Genomic DNA, 15,347 nt, shown 5'->3' with positions numbered 1-15,347 from the left:
CGGGCGTGCGCCCCGGCCGGCGGGCCGGGACGCGCGCGCCGGGCGCTAGAAGACGACCAGGGAGCGGCCGCCCTTGCCGGCCAGCATGTCGTCGAAGGCCCCCGGGATGCCGTCGAGGGTGATGTGGTCGGTGACGAGGTCCTTGAGGACGAGGCGGCCGGCCCTGATGTGGTCGGCGATCACCGGCAGGTCGCGGGCGGGGTCGCTGTTGCCGTAGACGCAGCCGGTGAGGGTGCGGGCGAAGTGGAAGATCTCCAGGGCGTGGAAGGCGACCTGCTGGTCCTTGCCGCCGATGCCGACGACGGTGGTGCGGCCCCCGCGACGCGTGGATTCCCAGGCACCCCGGATGGTCTCCGCCCGGCCGACGCATTCGATGGCGACGTCCGCCCCCTGACCGCTCGTGAGGGCGCGGATCTGCTTGGCCGTGGTGTCGGACGCGAGCACGAAGTCGGTGGCTCCGGCCGCCCGCGCCAGCTCCTCCTTGGCCGGGGAGACGTCGACGGCGACGATCGGGCCCGCCTGCGCGATCCTCGCGGCCTGGACGGCGGCCAGCCCGACCCCGCCGACGCCGAAGACGGCGACCGACTCTCCGGGCCGGACCTGGGCGCTGTGGTGGACGGCGCCGTAGCCGGTGAGGACGGCGCAGCCGAGCAGGGCGGCTTCGGTGAGCGGGATCCCCTCGGGCGCGGGCAGCACGCAGTTCGCCGCGACCACCGTCTCCTCGGCGAAGGCGGCGACATTGAGCCCGGGGTGCAGCTCGGTGCCGTCGGCATCGTGGGCGTACACGGCCCCGACTCCGGTGAGGGCATTGGCGCAGAGCCACACCTCGCCGATCCGGCAGTGGTGGCACTCACCGCAGGACGGCGCCCAGTCGAGCACCACTCCGTCTCCCGGTGCGACGTGGGTGACCCCCTCCCCCACCGCGAGTACGGTCCCGGCGCCCTCGTGGCCGAGGACGGCGGGGACGGGGACCCGCATGGTGCCGTTGGTGAGGGAGAGGTCTGAGTGGCAGACACCGGCGGCGGCGAGCCGCACCCGGACCTGGCCGGGGCCGGGTTCGGGCAGCACGATGTCCCGGATCTCCAGCGGGGCTCCGACGGCGGGCAGGATGGCGGCGCGGACCATGGTCGTTTCCGTCTCTCGGGGCGGTGTCGAGCGGGGCGGGGTATCGGGCGGAGCGGCGGGGCCCGGCCCCGGGGTTCGGGTGGGAGCCCGAGTGGGGGCCGGGTGGGGGTTCGGGTCGGGGTTCGGCGGGGCTCAGAACTGCAGGGACTTGGTCTGGAGGTACTCGGCCAGACCGTGCGGGCCCAGCTCGCGGCCGACCCCGGACTGCTTGTAGCCGCCGAAGGGGGCGAGCACGTTGAAGCGGCCGCCGTTGATGTCCACCTGGCCGGTGTCCATCCGGCGGGCGAAGGCGACCGCGGTCTCCTCGTCCGCGGCCCAGACGGCTCCACTGAGCCCGTACACGGTGCCGTTGGCGATGCGGAGGGCGTCCTCCTCGTCCTCGTAGCGCAGGATGGACAGCACGGGGCCGAAGATCTCCTCCTGGGCGATGGTCATCTCCGGCGTGACGTCGGCGAACACGGTCGGGGCGACGAAGTACCCGTGCTCGTGCGGCGCCTCGGGGCCGCCCGCGACCAGGCGCGCGCCCTCCTCGACGCCCTTGACGATGTACGCGCGGACGCGGTCGCGCTGCTTGGCGTTGACGACCGGGCCGACCCTGGTGCCGGGCTGGGTGGGGTCGCCCGTGGCGTACTTGGCGACGGCGGCCGCCGCGAGGGCGACGGCCTCCTCGTACTGGTCCCGGTGGACGAGCATGCGGGTGAGGGCGTTGCAGCTCTGGCCGGTGTTGCGCATGACGTCGGCCACGCCGGTGGAGACGGCCTTGGCGAGGTCGGCTCCGGGCAGGATGACGTTGGCCGACTTGCCGCCCAGTTCGAGGGCGACGCGCTTGATCGCGGCGCCGGCGGTGGCGCCGATCTGCCGGCCGACGGCGGTCGAGCCGGTGAAGGAGACGAGGTCGACTCCCTCGTGCGCGGCCAGCGCCTGCCCGGCGACCGGGCCGGTACCGGTCACCAGGTTGAAGACCCCGGCCGGGATACCCGCCTCGTGCACGGCTTCGGCGAAGAGCTGTGCGGTCAGCGGGGTGTCCTCCGCCGGCTTGAGGACGAGGGTGCAGCCGGCGGCGAGAGCGGGTGCCACCTTTGCAACGATCTGGTGCAGCGGGTAGTTCCAAGGCGTGATGGCCCCGACCACACCGACCGGTTCCATCAGCACCGTGGAGTTGCCCAGGCGCTCCTCGAAGGCGTAGGAGGAGGCGAGTTCGGCGTAGGAGGCGGCGACCCCGATCGGAGCGCCGACGTGGACGGCCTCCGCGAAGCCGAGCGTCGTACCGAGCTCGGCTGTGATCGTCTCGGCGAACTCGCTCTTGCGGGCGGCCAGTACGTCGCGCAGGGCGCCGATCAGGGCGGCCCGTTCGGCCGGGGCCGTCGACGCCCAGCCGGGCAGGGCCGCGCGGGCCGCTCGTACGGCGGCGTCCACGTCGTCGGCGGTACCGGCCGGGACCCCGCCGATGACCTGCTCGTCGGCCGGGTTGACGACCTCGATCCGGTCGCGTCCCGCGGCCGGCCGCCACGCGCCGCCGATGTACATCCCGTCGTGGGCCTTCATGGCTTTCCTCCCGAGCACGCACGAGCGTGTAGACGCTTGACCTCGCGGACAGCCTACAAACTAGCAACGGTAGTTTTACCGGCGCCAGGGTCCACCGGGATCAGATGATGCCGAAAACCATCCCTGCCGCGAGGACGACGAGAGAGGTCAGGGCCGCCCATTTCACGGTGAAGCGGGTGTGGTCGCCGAATTCGACCTTGGCCATGCCGACGAGTACGTAGACGGCCGGAACCAGAGGGCTGGACATGTGCAGGGCCTGCCCGACGAGCGAGGCGCGCGCGATCTCCAGCGGTGAGACGCCGTGGGCGGCGCCGGCTTCGGCCAGCACCGGCAGGACGCCGAAGTAGAAGCCGTCGTTCGACATGAAGTACGTCAGGGGCAGGCTGAGCAGTCCGGTGACGAGGGCCATGTGCGGGCCCATGCCGTCGGGGATCGCGCCGACCAGCCAGTCGGCCATGTGCTTGACCATGCCGGTGCCGGTGAGGACTCCCGTGAAGACGGCTGCCGCGAAGACCATCCCGGCGACGTTCAGGACGTTGTCGGCGTGGGCGGCGACGCGGGCCTTCTGGTCGGGCATGTGGGGGAAGTTGACGGTAAGGGCGAGGGCGGCGCCGAGCAGGAACAGCACCGGGATCGGGAGCAGCTCCATGATCATCGCGGCGAGGAGGGCGACGGTCAGGGCGGCGTTGAACCAGTAGAGGCGGGGGCGCAGGGTCGGCCGGTTCGGGTCCAGGCCCTGCATCCCGTCTGCGTTCCCCTCCCCGCCGGGCGGGGCCGCGGCGGGCATGGGGCGGGGGGACGCGAGCTCGCCCGTGCCGGTGCGAGCGGCCGGGGTGGAGCCGACCCCGGCTGCGGCTCCGGCTCCGGCTCCGGCTCCGGCTCCGGCTCCGGCTCCGGCTGCGACCGTGGCGGGTTGCGCCTCGGCGGGCTCCGCCACGAGCACGGCCTCGTGCGCCCCTTCGCCGGGAAGCGCGAGGGTGCCGACGCGGCGGCGTTCCTTCACGCCGAGCACGTAGGCGAGGACGAGCACGCACACCAGCCCCATGGCGAGGGCCGGGATCATGGGCACGAAGATGTCCGCGGCGTCGAGCTTGAGCGCGGTGGCCGCACGGGCGGTGGGGCCGCCCCAGGGCAGCGTGTTCATGACGCCGTTGGCGGTGGCCGCGACGCCGGTCATGACCACCAGGCTCAGCCCGAGCCGCTTGTAGAGCGGATACATGGCCGAAACGGTGATCATGAAGGTGGTCGAGCCGTCGCCGTCGAGCGAGACGACCGCGGCGAGCACCGCGGTGCCGACCACGACCCGCATCGGGTCGGCCTTGCAGAACCGCAGGATCGCCCGCACGACCGGGTCGAAGAGGCCGACGTCGATCATCACGCCGAAGTAGACGATGGCGAACATCAGCATGGCGGCGGTCGGCGCCAGTTTGCCGACGCCGTCGATGACGTAGTCGCCGAGGTGGGCGCCCTTCCCCGCGAACACGCAGAAGAGCGCGGGGATGAGGACGAGGGCCGCGATGGGCGACATTTTCTTCATCATGATCAGGACGAGGAACGTCCCGATCATGGCGAAACCGAGGAGAGTCAGCATGCAGGGAACGTAGGCGCCTCCTCCTGGGGCCAACAAGACGTCCGAGCGTGAGCAATACGAGCAAAACCCCAGCTCAGGGCAGGGGTGCCAACTCGACGGGGAACCCGTTGAGCACGGCCGTGCCGGACAGCGGGTCCAGCCGGGTGCCGTCCAGCAGCTGGTTCACGTTGACTCCCGGATCGGTGGCGGCCACCGACAGCCGGGAGCCGGCCCGGTCGTGACCCCAGCCGTGCGGGAGGCTGACGACTCCGGTCCGTACGGTGTCGGTGACCTCGACCGGAACGTCGAGGGCGCCGCCGTCGGCGGTGATCCGGGCACGGCCGCCGTCGGTGAGCCCGAGACGCTCCGCGTCGTGCGGGTGCACCTGGAGGGTGCAGCGGTTGGAACCTCCGACCAGGGCCGGGACGTTGTGCAGCCAGCTGTTGTTGGACCGGAGATGGCGGCGGCCCACGAGCACCAGCGCGGCGGGGCGTTCGGCGAGCGCCGCGCGCAGCCTGGGGAGCTCGGCCGCGATCGGGTCGGGCAGCAGCTCGATCCTGCCGCTGCGGGTCCTCAGCACGCCCGGGAGCCGGGGGCGCAGCGGCCCCAGGTCGATGCCGTGCGGGTGCGCGAGCAGCCGGTCCAGGCTGAGGCCGGTCCCGGGCGCGCCGCCGGACCCGGCCGCGGGCGCGCCCGTACCCCCACCCGCGTCGGCGTCCGCGCGCGGGTCGGTGCCGAACCGGTCTCCGTACGGGCCGAGTCGGAGCATCAGGTCGAGGCGGCGCTCGGGGCCGCTCTCACCGCGGAGCAGGCCGGCCAGGCGCGCCGGTTCCTCGCCGTGCAGCGGGGAGCTCGGGTCGGCGGTCTCCTTGGCGAGGGTGGCCCGGATGACGGACTCGTCGACGTCGGAGGGGGCGGCTCCGTGCATGCCGGACACGGCGAGGACGAGACGGGCGTGGATCTCGCACTCGTCGAGCCGGTCTGCTTCGAGGGGCACGGCCGGCCGGGTGTAGCGCACCTGGTTGCGGATGGCGAAGCCGTTGAAGGCGAAGTCGTGGTGCGCGCTCTGGGCGGGCGGCGGCGGGGGCAGGATGACATGGGCGTGACGTGAGGTCTCGTTGAGGTACGGGTCCACGCTGACCATGAAGTCGAGTCCGGCCAGTGCCGCGTCGAGCCGGCGGCCGTCGGGTGCGGACAGCACGGGGTTGGCCGCGATGGCGATCAGTGCCCGTATGCGCCCCTCCCCCGGCGTCTCGATCTCCTCGGCCAGGGCGGCGGTGGGCAGTTCGCTCTTGACCTCCGGGTGGCCGCTGACCCGGCTGTGCCACCGGCCCGTGGTGAACCCCTTGCCGGCGCCTGCGGGACGGGGCCGCGGGCCCGCCGCCGGGAGCGGGAACAGGGCTCCGCCCGGCCGGTCGAGGTTGCCGGTGAGGATGTTCAGTACGTCGACGAGCCAACTGGCGAGGGTGCCGTACTCCACGGTGCAGCTACCGATCCGCCCGTACACGGCGGCGGTGGGCGCGGCAGCGAGCTCGCGGGCGAGGGCGCGGATCTCGGCGGCCGGGAGGTCGCAGGCGGGGGCAACGGCCTCAGGAGTGAAACTCGCGAGCGCGGCGCCGAGTTCCCCGAGGCCGTCGGTGTGTTCCGCGAGTGCTCCGGGAGCCGTCAGCCCCTCGGCGAGGAGGGTCTGCGCGAGTGCGGCCAGCAGCAGGGCGTCGCTGCCGGGGCGCGGGGCGAGGTGCCGGTCGGCGAGCCGGGCGGTGCGCGTGCGGCGCGGATCGACGACGACCAGCTTGCCCCCGCGTGCGCGCAGGGCTTTGAGCAGTCCGGGGAAGTCGGGAGCCGTGCAGAGGGAGCCGTTCGACTCGACGGGGTTGGCACCGAGCAGCAGCAGGAAGTCGGTGCGGTCCAGGTCGGGCACCGGGATGGCGAAGGGGTCGCCGAAGAGCAGGCCGCTGGAGACGTGCTTGGGCATCTGGTCCAGGGTGCTGGCGGTGAAGAGGTTGCGGGTGCCGAGGGCCTTGAGGAGGAGCGGCGGGTAGAGGGCGCCGGCCATGGTGTGGACGTTGGGATTGCCGAGCACCACGCCGACCGACTGGGCTCCGTGCTGCCGCACCAGGGCGGGCACGGCTTCGGCGATGGCGTCGTACGCCTCTTCCCAGGTGGCTTCCCGCAGGCGCCCTTCGCGGCGGACCAGCGGGGTGCGCAGCCGGTCGGGGTCGGCGTCGAGAGCGCCGAAGGAGGCGCCCTTGGGGCAGATGAAGCCGCGGCTGAACACGTCGTCGCGGTCGCCCCGGGCGCCGGTGACGGTGGTGCCCTCGATGGTGAGGGTGAGTCCGCAAGTGGCTTCACAGAGGGGGCAGATGCGCAGGGCGGTGCGGGACATGGGCCCTCCTGGGGCGGCAGGCTGCGGCGCGGGCCGACGGCGCACCGAGCATACCGACCGGTAGGGAGGTTGGGGAGGGCGCCGGGCGGGAATTCGGCCGGTCGCGCGGGAGACGAGCGTCGCGAGAACCCGGTCGCGCGCGACGCGGGCGGGTCAGTCCAGGACCCGCGCGAGGTACGCCTGCATCATGGCGCGGGTTTCGGCGACGATGCCGGGGTCCCCCGCCGGGTCGGTCCGGAAGGCGAGTTGGATGAGTGCGTCGGTGGCTTCGACGGCGACCAGGACCGCCCGTTCGAGGACGGCGTCGGAAGTGAGCCCGAGGTGGCGCGAGAGCAGCTCGGTGAGCCGGGCGGCGACCAGGTGGTTCGGGTCGGCCGCGGGGCCCTCCGGGGGCGGCGCGGGCACTCCGAAGTCCACGAGGGCGAAGCCGGGGACGCTGCGCTTCATGGCCAGGTACTCGTCCAGCACCGCGTCCACGACGGGCCGCCAGTGGGTGCGCGGAAGAGTGGCGAGCCGTTCTTGGATGCCCTCGGCGTAACGGTCGAGGTTGCGGTGCGCGAGGGCGATGGCCATGGCGCGCTTGTTCCCGAAGAAGCGGTAGACGGACCCGATGGGCACTCCGGCACGCTGGGCCACGGCGCGGGTACTGAGGTTCTCGTACCCGGTCTCGTCGAGCAGTTCGGCGCAGGCGTCGAGGATGCGGGCGAGGCGGTCGGCGCTGCGCTGCTGGATCGGGGTCCGGCGCATGGGCTGGGCGGGGGGCACGGGGTCCATCATGCCGCCCCTGGCGGGCGCTCGGGTCGGGCGGTGTCAGTTGAGCAGGAGGCTGAGCCCGCCGAGGGTGTACGTGATCATCAGCGCGAGCAGCGGCAGTTGGCCGGCGACGGCCTTCGCCGGCGGGAAGAGGCGTACGGAGCGGTCGTGGGCGGCGACGACTCCGAGGACGTGGCCGGTGACGACGGCGATGACCTGGAGGGCCGCGAGGGCGCCGGGACCCGGTGGCGACAAGGGTTCTGGGGCGTTGTCAGTACCCAGTGCCATGATTACTGTGCGTGGTCCTTCGGTGACGAGGAGGGAGGAGTAGTGGGCGGTGAGATAGCCGAGGGAGATCGGCACGAGTGAGTGCGCGAAGGCGGTCAGCGGGCCGGGGTGCGGGCCGCAGACGAGGCGGGTGGCCGCCGCGCAGAGGCAGTACAGGGTGGCGACGAGGGCGATGGAACCGAGGAGTCCGAGTGTGGCCGTGGGGGTGCGGCCGAGGGGGGAGGTCTGTATCGCGTTGATCCAGGAGGGGTTGTCGGAGAAGCCGTCGTAGGCGGTGGAGCCGAGCAGGACGCAGACGGTGGCGACGAGTCCGGGCCGCTCGGGCGTCGCGTCGAGTCCGTGGAAGGGGTTGCGCAGGACCAGGCGGCCGTCGTCACGGCGGCCGAGGGGGGAGAGGCGGGCCAGGAGGGTGGAGTAGGCCTCGAAGGCGTCCCCGTCGGCGAACCAGTTCTCGCCGAAGCGGGCGGCGAGGGCGAGTTGGAGGGCGGTGTAGCCGCCGAGGGCGATCAGAAGGGTGGTGGTTGATGCGGGATCCGGGGAGACGAGCTCGAGCCAGGTGAAGCCGAACAGTCCGGCCGCCGCGGGCCATTGGCCGAGCCTGGTGGGCAGCGGTCGGCCGGGGCCCTGGCGGGGCAGGGCCCGGGCGAGCAGCCGGTGCAGGGTGCGCAGGGGGTTCAGGAGGCGCCAGACGGGGCCGAGGAGGAGGGAGGCGGGCACGAGTCCGACCCAGAAGAGGACGTAGACGGCGCCAGGAGCGGGGTTGCGGGCCGGGTCGTCAGGACCGAGGAGGAGGTGGAGGAGTACGGCGAGGGCTCCGGCGAGGCCGAGTCCGCGCAGGGTGGTGCGGGTGACCGGCGCGTCGGCCACCCGCTGGAGCCCGGCGGGCAGCCCCAGGCCGGAACGGTCGCCGCGGAAGCGGGAGGTGGACCAGAGCAGGCTGAGGGCCAGGAAGGAGACGAACAGCGCGGCGAAGGCACCGGCGAACGCGTAGAAGGGAGATATGGGCAGATCGTGCTGGGATCCGATCCCGTGCGCGAGGAAGGTGACGGCCGGATCGGCCGGGTGCGGGACCACGTCCCGGCCACCGCAGTCACCCCCCGCGCACAGGGCGGGGACCAGGAGCGGTCGCAGGGTCATCGGACGAGGAGCTGGGTCAGGACCAGGTCGGACTCGTGGGTCTCGACCTCGAACAGACCGGTGCGGTCGGCCGTCAGGACCAGGGTGGCCTCCTGGCCTGCGGGCAGGGCGAGTTCCTTGTCGTATCCGTGGACGTGCAGGGTGTCCGCGCGGTCGCTGGTGACCCGCAGGGCCACGCGTTCACCGCGCGTCACCTCGATCCGGCCGGGGGCGGGAGTGACCTTGCCGGCCCGGACGGTGAGGGTGATCGTCCGGTCGGCATGCGGGGCCGCCGACGGTGTTGTCGCCGACTGGGGGGTCGCCGATGGTGGGGAGGGGGCGGCGTGGGTGTGGCCCGCTCCGCCGGGGGTTGCGCCGGTCAGCGGGATGGAGGCCTCCACCGCCTTGCCTCCGACGGCCCAGGCGGTGTGGTCGTCGGCGTACAGGCGGACGGTCAGGGTGTGCGCGCCCTCGGGCACCTGCGCCGCGGGCAGGTGGAACCAGGGACCGTACACCCGGGCCAGCTTGCGACCGTCGAGCTCCAGGTGGGCGTGGCCCGTGCCGGGGAGAGCGGCGCCGCCCGTGCTGTCCGGGGTGAAGCGGAAGCCGGCCACGGTCAGTTGGAGGTTCCAGCCGTCCTCGGAGTCGGGGTGCGCGGTGAGGCCCACCTGTGGCGCGCCCCGGGCCGGGACCTCGCGCAGGTGGTGTCCGGCGCCGTCCTGCGCGGGAAGCAGTGTGCCGACGTTGCCGGACGCCTGCTCGTGGCTGGTGCCGGGCTTGTGGTGGGTGGTGGCCCGGCCCCCGCAGCCGGTCGCCGCGCCACCCGCGAGCAGGAGGAGGAGGAGGAGGAGGACGACCAGGGCTGCGGTGCGGGTGGTGCGACGGGGCGTGCCGGACAGGGGGCCGGGCAGCGGGGCGCAGGCGTCGCACGTGACGCGGGCGTCCGGCCGGTCGGTGGGGCGGTCGGTCACGGGGTGCCTCCGGCGGTGTCCGGCGAGTCCGGGGTGGCCGCCGCGCTCATGGCGGGGGCCGGGCCCGCCGGGGCCGGAGCGCGGTCGCTGTCCGGGTCCGTGCCGGGTCCGGCGGGGCGGGCCGGGGTGCCGCCCGGGCGGGCGGAGGCGACGACCGCCCACAGGGTCCAGAGCACCGCCACGACGCCTCGTATCCAGGCGGGGCTCAACGGAATCCAGGGGACCATCAGGACGGCCTTGTCGAAGGCGTCGAGCAGGGTGAGGGCGCCCAGCAGCAGGGTCAGCCGGGCCAGCCAGGGCCGGTGCGGACGCAGGGCCACGCCCACTCCCGTCCACCACAGGCCCAGCAGCAGCAGGGCGAGCGCGGGGACGAAGGTCGGGTTGAGCGTCATGGTGGAGCCGGCGACGTCCAGCACCAGCCCGGCCAGGCCCAGCAATGAAGCGGTCGTCCCGAGCCGCGACTGCCGTAGCCGGCGCCACCACAGCACCCCGCCGACCAGCAGCAGTACGGCGGCCACGGCGAGCGCGAGCTGGGTCTCGACCCGCTCAAGGCCGCGGGCGCCGTACCAGTCGCAGCCGGCGGGCAGCTTGCGTGCCTGGACGTTGTAGTCCGCGCAGACGAGCAGCTGTACCAGCTTGACCGGTTCGCCGGCCAGCCGCGCGGAGCCGCCGGAGACCGACCCGCGGCGGTCGCCGCACTCGGGCAGGGTGCCGGGCGTCGAGCCGTCCGGCCCCGCCTGCCAGCAGTTGCCGCTGCCCTGGCCGTCCCACCACACGTCCATGCCGTTGGGGCGGGAGGCGCCCGACGTGTCCTTGCCGAGGACGTTGCCGGCGTAGCGGTTGTGGTGGGAGGTGTCCGTCTGCTTCGACCAGGCCTCCTCACCGCGGATGAAAGCGGGCACGGCGCTGAGGAAGAAGCCCGCGCGCCGGTGCCCGTACACCCAGTTGTTCTCGTACAGGTTCCAGTTGCCGCCCGCGGTGATGATGCCGGTGCCCGGCGGCATGGAGATCTGGGGGCAGACCACGCCCTGTTCGTAGCCGCGCTCGATCGGCGGCTTGGCGCAGGTGCCGTCGGCGACGTTGGGGTAGTAGTCCGCGTTGTTGTCGTGGATCACGTTCCGCTCGAACTTGGCGTGATTCTGCGGGAGTCCGGGGTGTCCGGGGAAGGCGCTGTCCATCGAGGCGCCGCCCATGTTCCGGTCGAACTCGTTGTCGTGCACCCAGACCGAGTCTCCGGCGGTGCCGGAGTAGCCGACCATGTTGTGGTGGCTGTGGCAGCCGGTGATCTCGATGGAGTAGCGCGGGACGTCGTAGCCGCGGCCGTCGTTGATGTTGGAGGCGCTGCCGGGGTAGATGCCGGAGTCGCCGTTCCCGTACGACTCGCAGTTCTTGTACAGGCCGTGGTCGCTGGCGAAGGTCAGGAACCCGTACTCGTCGTTCCAGCGGGTGAGGACGTCGTCGATGACGAAGCCGTCGCCCGCGAGGACGTAGAGCGAGTTGAAGGTGGTGCGCTGGGCGGTGAAGTTGCGGAAGTAGATGCCGTTGGACTTGTCGGCGCGGATGGCGTTGAGCTTCTGGTACTTGGCGTCGAGGACCACGTCGAGTCGGGAGGCGCCGGTGCCCTCGATCTGCAGGTTCGTCTTGCCCAGGATGGCGACGAGGTTCTGGTTGTGCCGGCACTGCTCCTGCTGTTCGTACGACAGGATCTGGTAGCCGAGCGCCGAGTTCGGGGCCTTGAGCTGGGCGCATGCTCCGGTCGGCTTGGGGAGCGAGGGCTCTTCCTCGTAGAGGCCGGGGAGGATCGCGATGTTCATCCCGGCCCGGTCGACGGCGTCGACGGCGTCCTGGAGGTGGCGGTAGCCGGTCTTCTCGCAGCGGGCGTAGAGGGCGAGGTTGCGCTGCTTGAGGTCTTCGGGGAAGGCGGATATCCGCCGCTCGAAGTCGGGGCGGTCCGTCTTGCAGACCAGCAGGTCCGGCTCCGCGCTGCGGTACTCGGGGACGGATCCGGTTCCGTCGGGGAGGGTGACGGGGCGCTCCTCGTGCGCAGCGGCGGTGGGCGCTGCGGCGAGGAGGGACAGGAGAGCGAGGAGGGCGGCGAGGAGCACCGCCGGCACGGCAGGAATCCTGCGGGTCCACGGCATGCGCGAGAGAGTAGAGCAATGTTCATCTTTTAGGATCCCCTCGGGCATCAATAGCCCGAACTCCGCCCCCACGAGCCGCGCCCCCCTCGCCGGACGCGGCCCCGCCCGGCCGCAGTGAGGCCGACACCTCGCGGCCACGGCCCCCGCCGGAGCCGGCGCCCTCGGGCCCGGGCACCGCGCGCCCCGCCGGGCGTTCCCAGGGGGAGAACGCCACGACGGCGTCCCGCACAAAAAGGGATCAGGCCGGTCGGGCCGACCCGGCGCCGCACACGGGGGACCTCACCTGCGGCGGCCGCCTGGGACCTCTCGTTCGGATCCAGACTTCGCAGCTCCGCTGCCGCCCGCCGACGGCGGTCGACGGCTGAATCACGGGAGGAGGCGGGCGGTGCACACCCTGCCTTGGCTGCACGTGGTTCCGGAGCAAGGCGCCCTGCCCGTCGGTTTGCTGCTTCCCGTGGCCGGCAGGACGTACGTAGCGCGCCTCGACGGCCGGGAGACGGGCGACACGGACTCCGTCTTCCGGCAGTTCTACGACGGACTGGAGCCACCGGACTAGTTCGGGTGGAACTGGGATGCCCTCTCCGCATGCCTGTGTGACCTGAGGTGGCTATTCCTGAAGGAGCAGCTGCGGCTCTGCAAGGAAAAGAGGCCCTGCCCATAGAGGGTAGGGGTCACCTTGTGGAGGGCTTCCGCAGCCGACGGGGCGTCGGCGGCCCTACCCGCGCCCGTCCGTCTCCACCGGCGTGCTGCCGCCACCCGGCGCCGGGTGGCGGCGCCCGGCGGGGTGGCGGCGCCCGGCGGGGTGGCGGGGCGTTGACGGGGGGACCCCGGGAATCCTACTGTCAGGCATAGGATTACTACGGCAGACCCGGGAGCGTTGCATGAGTGACGGCGGTAGCAGCAGCGAGCAGGCCAGGAAGATCGCGGAGGGGCTGGCGTACCTCACCGGCTTCGGGAACGAGCACAGCTCCGAGGCCGTTCCCGGGGCGCTCCCCCATGGCCGGAACTCGCCGCAGCGCTCACCCCTCGGCCTCTACGCCGAGCAGCTCAGCGGCAGCGCGTTCACCGAGCCCCGCACCCACAACCGCCGCTCCTGGCTCTACCGGATCCGCCCCTCGGCCGCGCACCCGCCCTTCACCCGGGTCGACAACGGTGCCCTGCGCACCGCGCCCTTCACCGAGACCGTCCCCGACCCCAACCGCCTGCGCTGGAACCCGCTCCCCGCCCCCGCCCCCGGCACCGACTTCCTGGCCGGCCTCTGGACCCTCGGCGGCAACGGCGACGCCACCCAGCGCACCGGCATGGCCATCCACCTCTACGCCGCCAACGCCCCGATGACGGACCGCGTGTTCAGCGACTCCGACGGCGAGCTGCTCATCGTGCCCGAGCGGGGCGGCCTGCTGCTGCGCACCGAACTCGGCCTGCTCAGCGCCCGCCCGGGCGAGATGGCGCTGATCCCCCGCGGCGTCCGCTTCCGCGTCGAGCTGCTGGACGAGGACGCCCGCGGCTACGTCTGCGAGAACTACGGGCAGCCCTTCGAGCTCCCGCACCTCGGCCCGATCGGTGCCAACGGTCTCGCCGCCGCGCGGGACTTCCGGGCCCCCGTGGCCGCGTACGAGGACGTCGAGCGTCCGACGGAGGTGGTCAACAAGTTCTGCGGCAACCTGTGGTCCGCCACCTACGACCACTCCCCGCTCGACGTGGTCGCCTGGCACGGCACGCACACCCCGTACGTGTACGACATGCGCCGCTTCAACGTCATCGGCTCCATCAGCTTCGACCACCCGGACCCGTCGATCTTCACCGTCCTGACGTCGCCCTCCGACACCCCGGGCCTCGCGGGGGTGGACTTCGTCGTCTTCGCGCCCCGCTGGCTGGTCGGGGAGGACACCTTCCGCCCGCCGTACTTCCACCGGAACGTGATGAGCGAGTACATGGGCCTGATCGAGGGCGCCTACGACGCCAAGGCCGAGGGCTTCGTGCCGGGCGGCGGCTCGCTGCACAACATGATGTCCGCGCACGGACCGGACCGCGAGACCTTCGACCGCGCGAGCGCCGCGGAGCTCAAGCCGCAGAAGATCGACGACGGCCTGGCCTTCATGTTCGAGACCCGCTGGCCCGTCACGGCCACCGCCCAGGCGGCCGGCGCCGAGCACCTCCAGCGCGGATACGACGACGTGTGGCAGGGTCTGGAGCGCCACTTCCGAGCCTGAACGGGCCTGAATGGGCCTGACAGGGCCTGAACGGGTCCGAGCGAGCCCGAACGGGTCCGAACGGACCTGAACGGGTCTGCCGGCCGGTTGTCGAAGTCCCCCATGCCCCGCCCGTACGGAGAAGCACCGTGACCGCCTTCGCCCCCGACTCGCTGGTACTGAACCGCAAGCTTCCGCTCTGGTACCAGGTCTCCCAGTCGTTGCGCGCCTCGATACTGGGGCGCACCCCGGACGCCTCGCTGCGGCTGCCCACCGAGGAGCAGCTGGCCGAGCACTACGGGGTGAGCGTGCTGACGATGCGCCAGGCGCTCAAGGAACTGGAGGGCGAGGGTCTGATCAGCCGGCACCGGCGGCGCGGCACCTTCATCGAACCGGGCGCCCGGCGCGGGGCGCCCGTCCGGCTGCTCGGTTCGGTGGACGCGATCGTGGCCCAGCAGTCGGGCGAGCGTACGACGGTTCTCGGCCACTCCCGCGAGGTGGTGGCCGGGGACCTGCTGGAGCACTTCCCGGGCACGGCGGAGGTGGTCACGTACCGCCGACTGCGCCACGACAGCCAGACCGGGGAGCCGAGCAACTGGGCGGAGAACGCGGTCCTCCCCGAGCTGGCCTCGGCGATCGACCCGGCGGATCTGGAGCGCTGGCCGATGACGAAGGTGATCCGGGACATCGTGGGCGTGCGGATCAGCCGGATCACGGACACGGTCGAGGCGCGCCTGGCCGATCCGGAGACCGCAGAACTGCTGCGCGTCCCGCTGCTCAGTCCGATCCTGCACTACACGGGCGTGACGTACGACGAGGACGGCCGGGTGGTGGACGTCGCACGAATCCGCTACCGCGGCGACCGGTTCTCCTTCACCGTGACCGTCGACGCCACCTGAGAAAAGGCCACCCGGGAAAGAGCCCCCGGAGAAACAGGTCGGGACAGGTCAGGACAGGTAGGGACAGGTCAGCCCTTCTTCTCCTCGTCCTCCGTGCTCCGCTCGCCCTCCGCCTGGGACGGCGTGCTGCGCATGGTCTGCGGGTGCCGCTGCCTCTTCTCCTTCTCGTCCATGTCTTCGTCGAGGCGCTCGCCCTCGGCCTGCGACGGGGTCGAGTATTCGTCGTACTGACTCATGACCGCCTCCTGCCGGAAATGCACACATAGGCCTACACAAGGAGCGTAACGCTTGGGCCGGGGCCGGGCCCGGCCACCGCTCCCCGTCGATACCATCGGCCGCGTGAGCACTGACGTACCGCCGC

At 72.5% G+C, this 15,347-nt stretch carries 12 protein-coding genes and 1 pseudogene; 4 read left to right on the top strand and 9 right to left on the bottom strand.

Features of this window, described 5'->3' with window-relative positions; translation table 11 throughout:
• Positions 1-45: 45 nt before the first annotated feature.
• The 8 genes from OG861_RS24635 to OG861_RS24600 all read right to left on the bottom strand — a co-directional run bounded on the left by OG861_RS24635 (position 46) and on the right by OG861_RS24600 (position 11,895).
• Positions 46-1,125 carry a Zn-dependent alcohol dehydrogenase gene (locus OG861_RS24635; protein ID WP_329193974.1) on the bottom strand — a complete coding sequence of 360 codons (1,080 nt, stop codon included), beginning with the start codon at positions 1,123-1,125 and terminating at the stop codon, positions 46-48.
• Between the two features lie 132 nt (positions 1,126-1,257).
• Positions 1,258-2,670: an aldehyde dehydrogenase family protein gene (locus OG861_RS24630; protein WP_329193976.1), complete on the bottom strand. Its 1,413-nt coding sequence runs from the start codon at positions 2,668-2,670 to the stop codon at positions 1,258-1,260.
• A gap of 100 nt (positions 2,671-2,770) precedes the next feature.
• The gene (locus tag OG861_RS24625) at positions 2,771-4,261 is read right to left on the bottom strand and encodes a CitMHS family transporter (RefSeq protein ID WP_330261864.1); all 1,491 of its coding nucleotides are present in this window, start codon (positions 4,259-4,261) and stop codon (positions 2,771-2,773) included.
• A gap of 73 nt (positions 4,262-4,334) precedes the next feature.
• Complete coding sequence (locus OG861_RS24620) at positions 4,335-6,626, bottom strand: molybdopterin oxidoreductase family protein (RefSeq protein WP_330261863.1); 2,292 nt, start codon at positions 6,624-6,626, stop codon at positions 4,335-4,337.
• A gap of 153 nt (positions 6,627-6,779) precedes the next feature.
• Positions 6,780-7,400: a TetR/AcrR family transcriptional regulator gene (locus OG861_RS24615; protein ID WP_329202064.1), complete on the bottom strand. Its 621-nt coding sequence runs from the start codon at positions 7,398-7,400 to the stop codon at positions 6,780-6,782.
• A gap of 36 nt (positions 7,401-7,436) precedes the next feature.
• Positions 7,437-8,804 carry a hypothetical protein gene (locus OG861_RS24610; protein ID WP_329193980.1) on the bottom strand — a complete coding sequence of 456 codons (1,368 nt, stop codon included), beginning with the start codon at positions 8,802-8,804 and terminating at the stop codon, positions 7,437-7,439.
• Positions 8,801-9,682 carry a hypothetical protein gene (locus OG861_RS24605; RefSeq protein WP_443064484.1) on the bottom strand — a complete coding sequence of 294 codons (882 nt, stop codon included), beginning with the start codon at positions 9,680-9,682 and terminating at the stop codon, positions 8,801-8,803. The genes OG861_RS24610 and OG861_RS24605 overlap by 4 nt, the downstream gene beginning before the upstream one ends.
• A 68-nt stretch (positions 9,683-9,750) precedes the next feature.
• A complete protein-coding gene (locus OG861_RS24600) occupies positions 9,751-11,895 on the bottom strand; it encodes a right-handed parallel beta-helix repeat-containing protein (protein ID WP_329193982.1) in 2,145 nt (714 codons plus the stop codon).
• A gap of 385 nt (positions 11,896-12,280) precedes the next feature.
• Here OG861_RS24600 and OG861_RS24595 point away from each other — a divergent pair, with 385 nt between their 5' ends.
• From OG861_RS24595 to OG861_RS24585, 4 genes and pseudogenes are all read left to right on the top strand, one after another.
• Entirely contained in the window at positions 12,281-12,451 is a 171-nt protein-coding gene (locus OG861_RS24595) for a hypothetical protein (RefSeq protein WP_329193983.1), read from the top strand.
• Positions 12,452-12,556 (top strand): annotated as a pseudogene (locus OG861_RS34310) (barstar family protein); the annotation flags it as partial.
• 220 nt (positions 12,557-12,776) lie between these two features.
• Positions 12,777-14,108 (top strand): homogentisate 1,2-dioxygenase, encoded by a 1,332-nt coding sequence (hmgA, locus tag OG861_RS24590; RefSeq protein WP_329193985.1) that lies wholly within the window; start codon positions 12,777-12,779, stop codon positions 14,106-14,108.
• 128 nt (positions 14,109-14,236) lie between these two features.
• The gene (locus OG861_RS24585; protein WP_329193987.1) at positions 14,237-14,986 is read left to right on the top strand and encodes a GntR family transcriptional regulator; all 750 of its coding nucleotides are present in this window, start codon (positions 14,237-14,239) and stop codon (positions 14,984-14,986) included.
• A 68-nt stretch (positions 14,987-15,054) separates the two neighbouring features.
• Here the strand turns inward: OG861_RS24585 and OG861_RS24580 are convergent, their stop codons facing one another.
• Positions 15,055-15,222: a hypothetical protein gene (locus tag OG861_RS24580; RefSeq protein WP_329193988.1), complete on the bottom strand. Its 168-nt coding sequence runs from the start codon at positions 15,220-15,222 to the stop codon at positions 15,055-15,057.
• Positions 15,223-15,347 lie beyond the last annotated feature (125 nt).

The sequence above is a fragment of the Streptomyces sp. NBC_00539 genome (assembly GCF_036346105.1).
Lineage (GTDB): Bacteria > Actinomycetota > Actinomycetes > Streptomycetales > Streptomycetaceae > Streptomyces.
Note: the sequence above shows the minus strand (reverse complement) of the source record. Positions and strands in the feature narration are given on the sequence as shown.